Annotated in this window: 11 protein-coding genes; 1 reads left to right on the plus strand and 10 read right to left on the minus strand. The window is 64.9% G+C overall.

Annotated elements, in window-relative coordinates:
• Window positions 1-45: 45 nt before the first annotated feature.
• From G3N58_RS19570 to rimO, 4 genes are all read right to left on the minus strand, one after another.
• Window positions 46-696 carry a hypothetical protein gene (locus tag G3N58_RS19570; protein WP_205999972.1) on the minus strand — a complete coding sequence of 217 codons (651 nt, stop codon included), beginning with the start codon at window positions 694-696 and terminating at the stop codon, window positions 46-48.
• A gap of 102 nt (window positions 697-798) precedes the next feature.
• A complete protein-coding gene (gene bktB, locus G3N58_RS19575) occupies window positions 799-1983 on the minus strand; it encodes a beta-ketothiolase BktB (RefSeq protein ID WP_205999973.1) in 1185 nt (394 codons plus the stop codon).
• Between the two features lie 142 nt (window positions 1984-2125).
• Window positions 2126-3067, minus strand: coding sequence for a sugar kinase (locus G3N58_RS19580; RefSeq protein ID WP_205999974.1), 942 nt, complete (start codon window positions 3065-3067; stop codon window positions 2126-2128).
• A gap of 3 nt (window positions 3068-3070) precedes the next feature.
• On the minus strand, window positions 3071-4456 hold the full coding sequence (rimO, locus tag G3N58_RS19585) for a 30S ribosomal protein S12 methylthiotransferase RimO (RefSeq protein WP_205999975.1): 1386 nt from the start codon (window positions 4454-4456) through the stop codon (window positions 3071-3073).
• A gap of 422 nt (window positions 4457-4878) precedes the next feature.
• Here rimO and G3N58_RS19590 point away from each other — a divergent pair, with 422 nt between their 5' ends.
• On the plus strand, window positions 4879-5163 hold the full coding sequence (locus G3N58_RS19590) for a hypothetical protein (RefSeq protein ID WP_205999976.1): 285 nt from the start codon (window positions 4879-4881) through the stop codon (window positions 5161-5163).
• 298 nt (window positions 5164-5461) lie between these two features.
• Here the strand turns inward: G3N58_RS19590 and G3N58_RS19595 are convergent, their stop codons facing one another.
• The 6 genes from G3N58_RS19595 to G3N58_RS19620 form a co-directional block, all read right to left on the minus strand.
• Complete coding sequence (locus G3N58_RS19595) at window positions 5462-6463, minus strand: tRNA-dihydrouridine synthase (RefSeq protein WP_205999977.1); 1002 nt, start codon at window positions 6461-6463, stop codon at window positions 5462-5464.
• Between the two features lie 661 nt (window positions 6464-7124).
• A complete protein-coding gene (gene phaR, locus G3N58_RS19600; protein WP_167038444.1) occupies window positions 7125-7733 on the minus strand; it encodes a polyhydroxyalkanoate synthesis repressor PhaR in 609 nt (202 codons plus the stop codon).
• A 132-nt stretch (window positions 7734-7865) separates the two neighbouring features.
• Complete coding sequence (locus tag G3N58_RS19605; protein WP_167038446.1) at window positions 7866-8606, minus strand: 3-ketoacyl-ACP reductase; 741 nt, start codon at window positions 8604-8606, stop codon at window positions 7866-7868.
• Between the two features lie 168 nt (window positions 8607-8774).
• The gene (locus G3N58_RS19610; protein ID WP_205999978.1) at window positions 8775-9956 is read right to left on the minus strand and encodes an acetyl-CoA C-acetyltransferase; all 1182 of its coding nucleotides are present in this window, start codon (window positions 9954-9956) and stop codon (window positions 8775-8777) included.
• Between the two features lie 153 nt (window positions 9957-10109).
• On the minus strand, window positions 10110-11924 hold the full coding sequence (gene phaC, locus G3N58_RS19615) for a class I poly(R)-hydroxyalkanoic acid synthase (protein ID WP_205999979.1): 1815 nt from the start codon (window positions 11922-11924) through the stop codon (window positions 10110-10112).
• Window positions 11925-12584: 660 nt separating this feature from the next.
• Window positions 12585-13011: laccase domain-containing protein (locus G3N58_RS19620; RefSeq protein WP_205999980.1), on the minus strand; the 427-nt coding region annotated here is incomplete at its 5' end.

Here is a 13011-nt window from a genome sequence, read left to right on the forward strand (position 1 = left end):
GGCTGCCTATACCGCACACGTCCGGCAACAGGGCCAACGGCAACATCAATCGCCGGTTTGCAGGTTGCTGACGCCGCCGACCGCATGACCACCCGCAGCCGGCGCGGGCGCACCGTTCGCCGCAGGCTGCGGCACGGTAGCCGGCTTCGGCGCGGCCGCATTGGCTACACCCGCCCCCGCCACCGGCACCGCCTGCCCCGCCGCCAGCGGCTTCAGATCGAACGGCTGCGGATCGGAATCGTCGACATTCATGCGCTCGCCTTCGAGCGCCCCATCCGCGCCGAACTTGCCGACCCAGTTGCCGGTGATATGCGTGCCGTCGTTCGACTCCTCGACTTCGAGCGTGTCATCGGTGCGGTCGCCGGCGATCAGGATCACCTCGCCGGTATCGCCGTACTGATACTCGCCGTGCACGCCGGACGGATCGTCGGTCTTCGGGCCGAGCCGCAGCACGATCGGACGCTTGCCGAGCGTGCCGGCATAACGCGGAAACTTCGCGAACTCCGGGCTCGGTTTGAGCGGCAACGAGATCGGCGGCGGCGCCGCCAGTGCCTTGACCGCATCGCTCTCGGCCCATGCCTGCGACGGCATCCACAGCACCGTGCCCGCACACAGCAGCGCGGCCACTGCCGCGATCACCCTCGCGCGTTGCCGCGGCGCGCGTCTTGCCGTGCGCGCCGCGCTATCCCTCGACATGCTCGCTGGCGAGCCCTGCGTCGCTTTCGATTCCCGCATCCTTTTCATCCTTGTTGCCTGATCCTGCTTCCTACCCTGCCGGCGACGGCGTGCCGCGCGACCTCAGAGACGCTCGAAGATCGCCGCGATCCCCTGCCCGCCGCCGATGCACATCGTGACGAGCGCATAGCGCCCGCCGATACGCTGCAACTCATACAACGCCTTGACGGTAATCAACGCGCCGGTCGCGCCGATCGGATGGCCGAGCGAAATGCCCGAGCCGTTCGGATTGACCCTGGCCGGATCGAGTCCGAGCTCCTTGCTGACCGCGCAGGCCTGCGCGGCGAACGCCTCGTTGGCCTCGATCACGTCGAGATCGGCGACGGTAAGGCCCGCGCGTTCGAGCGCCTTGCGGCTCGCCGGCACCGGCCCGATGCCCATATACGCCGGATCGACGCCCGCATGCGCATACGACACCAGCCGCGCCAGCGGCTTCACGCCGCGCTTCTCGGCGATGCCACGCTCCATCAGCACGACGGCGGCCGCCGCGTCGTTGATGCCCGACGCGTTGCCGGCCGTCACCGTGCCGTTTTCCTTTGCGAACACCGGCTTCAGCTTCGTGAAGTCTTCCGCCGATGCGTTCATCCGCGTGTGCTCGTCGGTGTCGAACACGACGTCGCCCTTCCTCGAGGGAATCGTGATCGGCAGGATCTGTTCCCTGAAGTAGCCGTTCGTGATCGCGTGCGCCGCGCGGCGGTGCGATTCGAGCGCAAGCGCGTCCTGCGCGTCGCGCGAGATGTCGTACCGGCGCGCGACGTTCTCGGCCGTCACGCCCATATGGATCGACTGGAACGGATCGTTGAGCGCGCCGACCATCATGTCGACGAGGCGCGCGTCGCCCATGCGCTGCCCGAAGCGCGCGGCCGGCATCGAGTACGGCGCGCGGCTCATGTTCTCCGCGCCGCCGCCGATCGCGATGTCGGCGTCGCCGAGCAGCACGCTTTGCGCGGCCGAGACGATCGCCTGCAGGCCCGAGCCGCACAGGCGGTTCACGGTCAGCGCGGGCGTATGCTGCGCGACGCCGCCGTTGAGCGCCGCGACGCGCGCGAGATACATGTCCTTCGCCTCGGTGTGCACGACATTGCCGAACACGACGTGCCCCACTTCGTCGCCCGACACGCTCGCACGTTCAAGCACCTCGCGCACGACGCGCGCGCCGAGATCGGTCGGCGCAAAGTCCTTGAGGCTGCCGCCGAACGCGCCGATTGCCGTGCGCACGCCGCTTACCACCACTACGTCCCGTTGCATCGCTCGCTCCTGTTCCGGTCTCTTCGAATGATTCTGCTGCCTCGCTTGTCGCCTCGCTTACTGCCTCGCTTGCGGCATCAGGTGCCGCCTGCCGCGCGACGCCGCACATGGCGCTCGCGGCCCCCCCGCGGCTTCGTGATGCTCAACCCGCCAGCAGCTTCTCCACCGCCTCACGCGACGGAATCGGCGCGACCGCGCCATAACCTTGCGTCGACAACGCCGCGGCGACGTTCGCATAACGCGCGGCGGCAAACGCATCGTCGCCGGCGACAATGCGCGCGATGAACGCGCCGCCGAAGCAGTCGCCCGCGCCGGTCGCATCGACCGCATTGACGACGTGCCCCGGCACGACGCGCCGCTCGTTCGGCGTCGCGATATACGAGCCGTCCTTGCCGAGCTTCAGCGCAACGACGCGTGGCCCGTGCGACAACAGGAAATCGACGATCTCGTCGCGGCCCGTCAGGCCCGTGAGTTCGGTCACGTCGTCCCAGCTCGGCAGACAGATGTCGGTCTGACGGATCGCCTCGAGCATCACCGCGCGCGCCCGCGCGAGCGGCCACAGCTTCAGGCGCAGATTCGTGTCGAAGCTCACGCGCGCACCGTTCGCGCGCGCATATGCGATCGCCTCGAGCGCGGCATCGCAGGCGCTCACGCTGATCGCGAGACTGATGCCGGACAGATGCACGACCTTGGCCGCCGCAAGCGCCTCGCGCGGCAGATCGGCCGGCGCATAGCGGCTCGCCGCCGAGCCCGCGCGCAGATAGTCGAATGCGTGGCCGTTCGGACCGTGGGACACGAAATAGACGCCGGTCGGCGCCTGCGGATCGACGCGCACGAACGCGGTGTCGACCTGCTCGCGCTGCCACAGATCGACGAGCAGGCGCCCGAAGTGATCGGCACCGACCGCCGACACGAAGCCGGTCTTCGCGCCCTGGCGCGACGCCGCGATGCAGAAGTTCGAGGTGTCGCCGCCGAAGCCTTGCAGATAGTTCGGCTGATCCTTCGCCGACTGGTTGAATTCGATCATCGCCTCGCCGAGCGCGAGGATCTCCGGTGTCCGATTTGCCGCCATGTTTGCCGTCATCGCTCAGACCTCGCCCCACAGATCGTGACCGTCGGCGCCGGTGATCTTCACCGAGACGAAATCGCCGACCTTGTAGCGCTTCGACGCCTTGGTGGTCGGCGCGATATAGACGACGCCGTCGATTTCCGGCGCATCCGCCGCGGTACGGCCGATGCCGCCGTCGGCGTTGATTTCGTCGACGAGCACCTTCAGCGTCTTGCCGACCTTCTTCGCGATGCGTTTGGCCGACACCTGCTCGGCCACTTCCATGAAGCGCGCGCGGCGCTCCTCGCGCACTTCGTCGGGCAGTGCGCCGTCGAGTTCGTTGGCGCTCGCGCCTTCGACCGGCGAGTAAGCAAAGCAGCCCACGCGATCGAGTTCCGCCTCGCGGATGAAATCGAGCAGCGTCTCGAACTGCGCCTCGGTCTCGCCGGGGAAGCCCGCGATAAACGTGCTGCGGATCGTCAGGTCCGAGCAGATTTCGCGCCATGCCTTGACGCGCTCCATGACCTTCTCGGCATTGGCCGGACGCTTCATGCGCTTCAACACTTCGGGATGCGCGTGCTGGAACGGCACGTCGAGATACGGCAGCACGTGGCCCTTGTACGGACCTTCGGCCATCATCGGAATCACTTCGTCGACGCTCGGGTACGGATACACGTAATGCAGACGCACCCATGCGCCGTATTGCGCGGCGAGTTCGCCGAGCGCGCCGACGAGGTCGGTCATGCGCGTCTTGATCGGCTTGCCGTTCCAGAAGCCGGTGCGATATTTGACGTCGACGCCATAGGCGCTCGTGTCCTGCGAGATGACGAGCAGTTCCTTGACGCCGGACTTGAACAGGTTTTCCGCTTCGAGCATGACCTCGGCGACCGGGCGCGACACGAGATCGCCGCGCATCGACGGGATGATGCAGAACGTGCAGCGGTGATTGCAGCCCTCGGAAATCTTCAGGTAGGCGTAGTGGCGCGGCGTGAGCTTGACGCCCGCGGCCGGCACGAGATCGACGAACGGATCGTGCGGCTTCGGCAGATGGTTGTGGACCGCCTGCATCACTTCGCCGACCGCGTGCGGACCGGTCACGGCCAGCACCTTCGGATGCACTTCCTCGATCAGCCCCGAGCCGCTCGCGCTCTTTTTCGCGCCGAGGCAGCCGGTCACGATGACCTTGCCGTTTTCGCTAAGCGCTTCGCCGATCGCGTCGAGGCTTTCCTGCACGGCTTCGTCGATAAAGCCGCAGGTGTTGACGACCACGAGGTCCGCGCCGTCGTAGGTGCCGGAGATTTCATAACCTTCGGCGCGCAGCTGGGTGATGATCTGCTCGGAATCGACGAGGGCTTTGGGGCACCCGAGGGATACGAAGCCGACGCGAGGCGGCTCGGACGGGTTGACGCTGTGCAGCTTGGACATGTGAGGGGAATCTTGGAATGGCAGCAAAGACGAGAGTTTACAGCTATTTGTGGTTCCCCGATCCAAAAACAGGTGGCTGACAACAGGCAGCCGCGCCGCTCGAACCTGCGGCGCGTGACACGGCGAAGCACGGCTACGTACGGGCCGATTCGTCCGCGATCGATCTTCGGTGGTTTCTGCCGGCTTTCGTTGACGGTTGTCCACGATGTTGCGAGATGCTCTCACTCGCGGCATGGTGTGTTCCTGCGGCTGCCGGCGGGTATTGCGGCGTGCGCAGTGGTTTCAGGGATTCATTCTTTTGTCATACGTGATTCGACGCCATGATAGGTTTGCCCGCTGATCTGACGCGGACATGGAAGGCGGATGGCGATCGAATTCAAGGTTGGAACTCATCGGAGCTGCACGCTAAAAGGAATGTAGCGATGCCGATAAAAAAGCAGATGCCGCCCCGTGGTGTGGTCATTACTTATGACGAAGCGAATAAATCAATCTGCATCTCGACGGTCCCCAAGGATGCTGCGATCAAGCTGACAAACCAGGAACTCGTTGTGCCGATGTCGATTACCGATCAAGGCAATCAACTGGATGACGAATTCGCGCGCACGCTCGGCCTTGCAAGTCTCCTGCTACTCGCGCTGGGGCAACCGTCTTTATCGCCGCTTACTACTGCCACGCAAAACACACAACCGCCCCCCACCGACAATTAACCGGCTTAAAGATCGTGAGGTACTCCGTCGTCGTCCCGATGCTGCGCTGCGCGAAAGATCGAGCGTACTTCGGCGCGCTGCGTCCAGGCAGTTCGCAACGAATGCAAGGCGTGATCGATGACGCACCGGCACGCACAGTCGGGATGCGAATCCCACCGGCAAAGCCAGGCACACACGTATCCACCCACCCATAAAGACACGTACAAGCTCGCCGGCCCAGCAATCATCGAGATTCCGAAACGCAGCCACTAAAGTGTGATGGCAGTCGCGCCCAGACCAGTCGGCAGTCAACTCCCCGTCACACGCAACCATCAACCGTTTCGTATCCGGACGCCATCACCGCGCCCTCACACGCCAACGCCTGCCCGATCACCGCAAAAATCTCGCGGGAATCCTGCATGCGCCGGATCGTCTCGTGCAATTCGGCGGCTTGCGGCCAGGTGCGCCGCAGATAGCTGAGCCATTGCTTGACGCGGCCATGCTCGTGGCGCAACGTGCCGCGCGCCTGCAGCTTCGTCAGATAGCCGGCCATGGAGCGCAGCACGTCGCACCACTCGCCAGCCGACGGGGACGGGTCCATCAATCCGCGAATCCGTCGCGCGAGGAACGGGTCCGATACGGCGCCGCGTCCGATCATCACGTCCGCACAACCGCTCACGGCACGGCAACGCGCCCAGTCCGCGACGCTCCAGACGTCGCCGTTCGCGATGACGGGCACGTCGACGGCATCATCGATACGCGCGATCCACTCCCAGTGCGCGGGCGGCCGGTAGCCATCGTCGCGCGTGCGCGCATGCACGACCAGCGACGCCGCGCCGCCTTCCGCGAGCGCCTGCGCGCAATCGATCGCCCGCGACGTATCGGAGACGCCAAGGCGCATTTTCGCGGTCACCGCGATCCCGGCCGGCACTGCCGCGCGCACCGCCGACACGATCCCGTTCAATTGCTTCGGGTCCGCGAGCAGCATCGCGCCGCCGCCATGCCGATTGACGACCTTGGCGGGACAGCCGAAGTTCAGATCGATGCCATAGGGCGACAACGTGGCCGCGTGCGCGGCATTGCGCGCCATCCATTCCGGATCGCTGCCGAGCAACTGGATCACCATCGGCGTACCGCTCGCGGTCACGCTCGCATGCAGGATTTCGGGCGCCTCGCGCTCGTAGATGCGCGTGGGCAACAACGTGCCCGTCACGCGGATAAATTCGGACACGCAGCCGTCGAATCCGCCGGTGCCGGTCAGCACGTCGCGTAGCACGTAGTCCGCCAGCCCTTCCATCGGCGCAAGAAACAGCCGGCTCATCGCAGCGCCTCGATGAACTCCCGCGCAACGGCGGCTAAAGCAAAGCGATGCGGCCTGGGTGCAGGCATTGAGACAATAAGGGAAACGATCTGAAACACGGGGCGGGTCCGGCAAAAAGCGATGGCAACGGTGAGGACGTCGGTCGCGCCGGAGAATGACTCATCAAACCAGAAGGAATGGCGCGAAACTCAAGACGCGAGCGAACCGGGCGACGGGAACAGCGGAACGTCGAACCGCGGGCGACGATGCACAAACAGGGCACACGAACGACCGCACAAGCAGCATGCAAGCATGCGCACGGCATGCCCGGCTCCGCCGGCGGAAATAATCCAGGTGATTAATCCGCGTGACTCCACGTGCACGCGAACCCGCTATTGTACCGTGCTGCCCACCGCGCACTTCCACGCAACGGGTAAGGCTCGCAAGGACGCCGACGTCGGGGCTGGCCGATCCGACATCAGGCCCATCCCGCTCATCCGGCACGCCGTCCGCCGACACGCACGGCGCCGCGCAACCGACCCACCGCCCACCCCCGCCGATACGCTCAATGCCGCGAGGCACCCCACGCAAGCGGACCTGCCCAGCATCCCACGGCGGCTCCCCGAGCCCCGGCAATGGCGCAGCGTCGCTTACGCCGCGAGTCGCCATTACTTCGTCGCTATTACTTCTTCTCCGGCTCCGGATTGTCCTGCGACGCAGCAGGCGCATTGCTCGCGTTGACCCCGCTACCGGGCGTGAACGGGAAGGTAGCGAACATCGTTTTTGCCTGGTTTTGCATCTGCTCCTGCATCTGCACGAACATGTTCTTCGATTGCTCGATATAGCTGGTCATCATGCCCTGCATCATCGGTGCCTGCATGTTCATGAACTGCGACCAGACTTCGGGGTTCATCGCCTTGCCTTCATAGAGATTCTTCGACTGGTCGGCGAGCTTCGCCTGAATGTCGATGAAGGCCTGGATGTTCTTTTCCAGGTACGTGCCCATCATGCCCTGCATCGCATGACCATAGAAACGGATGATCTGCGAGAGCATCGACGACGAGAACATCGGCAAGCCGCCGCTCTCCTCTTCGAGAATGATCTGCAACAGGATGGCTCGCGTCAGGTCCTCGTTGCTTTTGGCATCGATAACCTTGAAATCCTCCTGATCGAGCACGAGCTGTTTCACATCGGTCAGCGTGATGTAGGTACTCGTCTCGGTATCGTAAAGCCGACGATTCGGATATTTCTTTATCAGTCGTTCGGCCGTTTTCTTTGTAGTAGTAGTCATGTAGCGCCTTTTAAGCTCGAGTTAAACGCGGAAACGGCGTTCCACCAGTGCAATCGGATCATTGCACAGGTGGAACGCCGGCGGAACCCTCTGAGCCGAAGCGCGCCGCCTTGTGAGCGGCGCGCCGGGGGCTCAACCCATATGCAAGCCGCCGTTGAGCGAAAAATCGGCGCCCGTGGAGAAACCCGACTCTTCCGACGCGAGCCACGCCACGATCGAGCCGATTTCGTCCGGCTGGCCGAGACGGCGCACCGGGATCGTCGCCACGATCTTTTCGAGCACGTCGGGGCGGATCGCCTTGACCATGTCGGTGCCGATATAGCCCGGCGACACGGTGTTGACCGTCACGCCCTTGGTCGCCACTTCCTGCGCGAGCGACATCGTGAAGCCGTGAATACCGGCCTTCGCCGTCGAATAATTGGTCTGGCCGAACTGGCCCTTCTGGCCGTTCACCGACGAAATGTTGATCACGCGGCCAAAGCCACGCTCGACCATGCCGTCGATCACCTGCTTGGTGACGTTGAAAAGGCTCGTCAGGTTGGTGTCGATCACCGCCGTCCAGTCTTCGTGCGTCATCTTGCGGAACACGACGTCGCGCGTGATACCGGCATTGTTGACCAGCACGTCGATCTCGCCGACCTCGGCCTTGACCTTGTCGAACGCGGCCTTGGTCGATTCCCAGTCGCCGACGTTGCCTTCGGAGGCGACGAAATCGAAACCGAGCGCCTTCTGCTCATCGAGCCACTTCGCGCGGCGCGGCGAATTCGGGCCGCAGCCCGCGATCACCTTGAAACCTTCCTTGTGCAGACGCTGGCAGATGCTCGTGCCAATGCCGCCCATGCCGCCCGTTACATACGCAATTCGCTGTGTCATAAACCCTACTCCGTTATCGTTTTCGAGGTGCCGACCGGCAACCTCCTGTCTCGCCTGATGCTGGTTCTCCGCTGCGGCCGGGCGACCAGCCGGCAACGCGCACTACCGGCGCGAGCCACGTGCTGGGATACGCCGCGCAGGACCGGCGCGGCGTATCCCAGCCATACCTTACACGCGCTCGACAGCCAGCGCGACACCCATGCCGCCGCCGATGCACAGCGACGCCAAACCCTTCTTCGCATCGCGCTTCTGCATTTCGTGCAGCAGCGTGACGAGAATCCGGCAGCCGGACGCGCCGATCGGATGGCCGATCGCGATTGCCCCGCCGTTCACGTTGATCTTCGAGGTGTCCCAGCCCATCTGCTTGTGCACCGCGAGCGCCTGCGCGGCGAACGCTTCGTTGATTTCCATCAGGTCCAGATCGGCCGGCGTCCAGCCCGCGCGCTCGAGACAACGGCGCGATGCCGGCACCGGGCCCATGCCCATCACCTTCGGATCGATACCGGCGTTCGCATACGCCTTGATGCGCGCGAGCGGCGTGAGACCGAGCGCTTCGGCCTTCTTCAGCGACATCACGAGCACCGCGGCCGCGCCGTCGTTCAGACCCGACGCGTTCGCCGCCGTGACCGTGCCTTCCTTCGAGAAGGCCGGCTTCAGACCCGCGAGCGATTCGGCCGTCACGCCGTGGCGCACGAATTCGTCGGTGGCGAAGCGCAGCGGCTCGCCCTTGCGCTGCGGAATCTCGACCGGCACGATTTCATCGTTGAAGCGCCCGGCCTTCTGCGCGGCTTCCGCCTTGTTCTGCGACAGCGCCGCGAACGCGTCCTGCTCTTCGCGCGTGATGCCGTATTCCTTCGCGACGTTTTCCGCCGTCACGCCCATGTGGTACTGGTTGTAGACGTCCCACAGGCCATCGACGATCATCGAGTCGATCAGCTTCGCATCGCCCATGCGGAAGCCGTCGCGCGAACCCGGCAGCACGTGCGGCGCGGCGCTCATGTTCTCCTGGCCGCCCGCGACCACGATGTCCGCGTCGCCCGCGATGATCGCGTTGGCCGCCAGCATCACAGCCTTCAGGCCCGAGCCGCACACCTTGTTGATCGTCATGCCCGGCACCGACGACGGCAAGCCCGCCTTGATGACCGATTGACGCGCGGGGTTCTGGCCCGAGCCCGCCGTCAGCACCTGGCCGAGAATCACTTCGCTCACCTGGTCCGGCTTCACGCCAGCCCGTTCGAGGACGGCACGCACCGCCAACGCGCCGAGTTCAGGCGCGGCAACCTTGGCCAGCGACCCACCAAACTTGCCCACTGCAGTACGAGCGGCCGATACGATCACAACATCAGTCATTTCCATATCCTCCGGGCACCTCGGCAAACTGCGCCGCAGCCCGTTACGTTAAAAAATTCCGTTGCTCTTACGCCTTAACCAGACGCTCATTGACCAGCCACACCCACACACCGCACGACCGCGCGCCGTGTTCGACATCACGGCGCGTCGGACCTATTCCCGTTGCCGCACGTAGCGGCCGGGCGCCGGCTCGATCACCGGGAACTCGTCGGAGCCGGCCGAGGCGCGCGGCTTCACCTTCCGGCCGCCGTGCTGATCGAGCCATGCGGTCCATTCGGGCCACCAGCTGCCGGGCACTTCGGTCGCGGCGTCGAACCACTCGTTGGCGGTTTCCGGCAGCGTCTTCTCTTCGGTTTCGAGGCGCCAGAAGCTGCGCTTTTTCTTCGCGGGCGGATTGATCACGCCAGCGATGTGGCCCGACGCGCCGAGCACGAACTTCAGCGGCCCGGACAGCAGCGGCACCGACGCATAGGCGGTTTGCCACGGCACGATATGGTCTTCGCGCGAACCGTAGATGAAGGTCGGCACGTCGATTTTCGACAGATCGACCGGCTCGCCGCAGGTGGTCAACGCGCCGGGCTCGCGCAGCTTGTTCTCGAGGTACGTGTTGCGCAGATACCAGCAGTACATCGGCCCCGGCAGACTGGTCGAGTCGCTGTTCCAGTACAGCAGGTCGAACGGCACCGGCGTGCGGCCCTTCAGGTAGTTGTCGACCACGTAGTTCCACACGAGGTCGTTCGGGCGCAGGAACGAGAACGTGTTGGCGAACTCGATGCCGCGCATCAGTCCCGGCGGCGCACCGTTCTTGCCGCCGATGGTCTGTTCACGCATCTGCACGTGCGCCTCGTCGACGAACACGTCGAGCACGCCCGTGTCGGAGAAGTCGAGCATCGCGGTGAGCAGCGTCAGCGAGGCGGCCGGATGTTCGCCGCGCGCCGCGGCCACCGCGAGCGCGGTGGCGAGCATCGTGCCGCCGACGCAGAAGCCGAGCGTGTTGATCTGCTCGCGGCCGCTGATCTTGCGCACGGTCTCGATCGCGGCCAGCACGCCCTCGCCGATGTAGTCGTCCCACGACTTGTTGGCGACCGATTGATCCGCGTTGCGCCACGAAATCAGGAACACCTGGTGGCCCGATTCGAGCCCGTGCGCGACGAGCGAGTTTTCAGGCTGCAGGTCGAGAATGTAGAACTTGTTGATACAGGGCGGCACGATCAGGAGCGGCCGCTCGCGCACGGTCGGCGTGCGCGGCTTGTACTGGATCAGCTGCAGCAGATCGTTCTCGAACACGACCGAGCCTTCGGTGTTCGCAAGGTTCTCGCCCACGGCGAAACGCGATTCGTCGGTTTGGGAAATCTTGCCGCGCTGCATGTCGCCGAGCAGGTTCATCACGCCCTGGCGCAGGCTCTCACCCTTGCTGTCGAGCAGCGTTTTCTGCGCTTCGGGATTCAGCGCGAAGAAGTTGCTCGGCGAAGCGGCCGCGGTCCACTGCTGGACCGCGAAGCGGATGCGCTCGCGCATCTTCGGCTCGGTGTCGAGCGCGTCGGCCATTTCCTGCAGATAGCGCGCGTTCAGCAGATACCACGCGGCGGTAAACGCATAGGCCGGCGTCTCGCTCCATGCGTCCGCGCTAAAGCGCCGGTCCTTGAGTTCGGGCGCCTTGCTGGACGACGTGGTGGCCTGCTGGATCAGCTCCATCGCCTCGCGCGAATAGTCGGCTTGCAGCTTCTGCAAGCGCTCCGGTGGAATCGCGGCGGGAGGAAGGTTCAGCGCCGGAAACGGCGGCAGCGACGGCATCGCGCCCGCGGCCAGCTTGCTGAAGTCGGGCATGCCCGGAAACGACGGCATCGGCGGGAAACCCATCTGCGTGACGTTGGGCATCTGCACGGGAGGAACCTGGAATGGCGCACCGCCGGGCGGCACGCCGAACGAACGCCACGCGTTCATCCAGGCATCGAAAAACTGCTGCATGCCTGCGGCTGGCGATGCACCGCTCGTACCGGCCTGCTGCGTTTGCTCCTTCGAGGAGTCCGTGCTGTGGGAATCTGAGGAATGAGAGGCAGCCATACCTGCTTTTGACCGGTAAGTCCTTGCGGACGGGTTGAGAGGCAGGTTCGTGCGCGCATGGCGATTGCTCGCGAATCCGTCACGCCCTGTCCCATATACGACGAGGAGCTTGGGAGGAACATTCTTGCTCCCCATCACAAGGCATGTCAATGCTTGTTCCCGATTTTGCCGCAGTGCGATACTTTTTTAATTATCGTTTTCCCTGTGTGACAAATCACGCTTTGACGAGCCGCCGGGCGGCGTTGCGACGAATCGAAAAAACACCCGCGACGCATGGCTTTTCAAGGCGCTCGAGACCTGCGACCGCGGACATTTCCCGCCGGCGATTTACGCTGCCGCCCGACCTTCCGGCAGCGCAGCAAAATGGCCCGGCGTCCCGAGCGGATAGCGTTCGCGCCCGCGTCCGCACGAGGTCTGCCGCATGGCGCGCGGCTTCATGCCGGCATGGACCTCACGCATGAATGGCTTAACGATTGCCCAATGCGATTGCCCAATGATTGCTTGATCGCCAAACGTCTGACGAGACGCCGCGCGCACGTCGCGCCTCGACACGCGGCGCATGCGTCAGTCGGCGAGGCCTTGCGCGTGAGCGTCGAGCCAGATCAGCGCGGCCATGCGGCCGGTTTCGCGATCGCGGCGATACGAATAGAAACGTTCGCGTTGCGTGACCGTGCAGAGATCGCCGCCGCTGATATGCGTGACGCCGAGGCCTTGCAGACGCAGGCGCGCGAGTGCCGGCAGATCGGCGAGATATTTGCCGGGGTTCGCCGGATGCGCGACGAACGCATGCGCGGTGGCGTCGCGCTGCGCGCCCTCGACGCCATCCATGAACGCGTCGCGCACGTCGGGGCCGACTTCGAATGCGGCCGGCCCGATCGACGGCCCGAGGTACGCATGCAGCGCGCCCGCTTCCACGCCCGCGAGCGCCGCGACGCGCTGCGCGGTCTGCTCGACGATGCCGGCCGCGAGGCCGCGCCAGCCCGCATGCGCG

It is taken from the genome of Paraburkholderia sp. Ac-20342 (genome assembly GCF_017104985.1).
Taxonomy (GTDB): domain Bacteria; phylum Pseudomonadota; class Gammaproteobacteria; order Burkholderiales; family Burkholderiaceae; genus Paraburkholderia.

Bases quoted from the DNA above. Each gene is read 5' to 3' on its own strand.
- G3N58_RS19570 (WP_205999972.1), bottom strand. From the start codon at position 696: ATGTCGAGGGATAGCGCGGCGCGCACGGCAAGACGCGCGCCGCGGCAA.
- bktB (WP_205999973.1), bottom strand. From the start codon at position 1,983: ATGCAACGGGACGTAGTGGTGGTAAGCGGCGTGCGCACGGCAATCGGC.
- G3N58_RS19580 (WP_205999974.1), bottom strand. From the start codon at position 3,067: ATGACGGCAAACATGGCGGCAAATCGGACACCGGAGATCCTCGCGCTC.
- rimO (WP_205999975.1), bottom strand. From the start codon at position 4,456: ATGTCCAAGCTGCACAGCGTCAACCCGTCCGAGCCGCCTCGCGTCGGC.
- G3N58_RS19590 (WP_205999976.1), top strand. From the start codon at position 4,879: ATGCCGATAAAAAAGCAGATGCCGCCCCGTGGTGTGGTCATTACTTAT.
- G3N58_RS19595 (WP_205999977.1), bottom strand. From the start codon at position 6,463: ATGAGCCGGCTGTTTCTTGCGCCGATGGAAGGGCTGGCGGACTACGTG.
- phaR (WP_167038444.1), bottom strand. From the start codon at position 7,733: ATGACTACTACTACAAAGAAAACGGCCGAACGACTGATAAAGAAATAT.
- G3N58_RS19605 (WP_167038446.1), bottom strand. From the start codon at position 8,606: ATGACACAGCGAATTGCGTATGTAACGGGCGGCATGGGCGGCATTGGC.
- G3N58_RS19610 (WP_205999978.1), bottom strand. From the start codon at position 9,956: ATGACTGATGTTGTGATCGTATCGGCCGCTCGTACTGCAGTGGGCAAG.
- phaC (WP_205999979.1), bottom strand. From the start codon at position 11,924: ATGCAGCAGTTTTTCGATGCCTGGATGAACGCGTGGCGTTCGTTCGGC.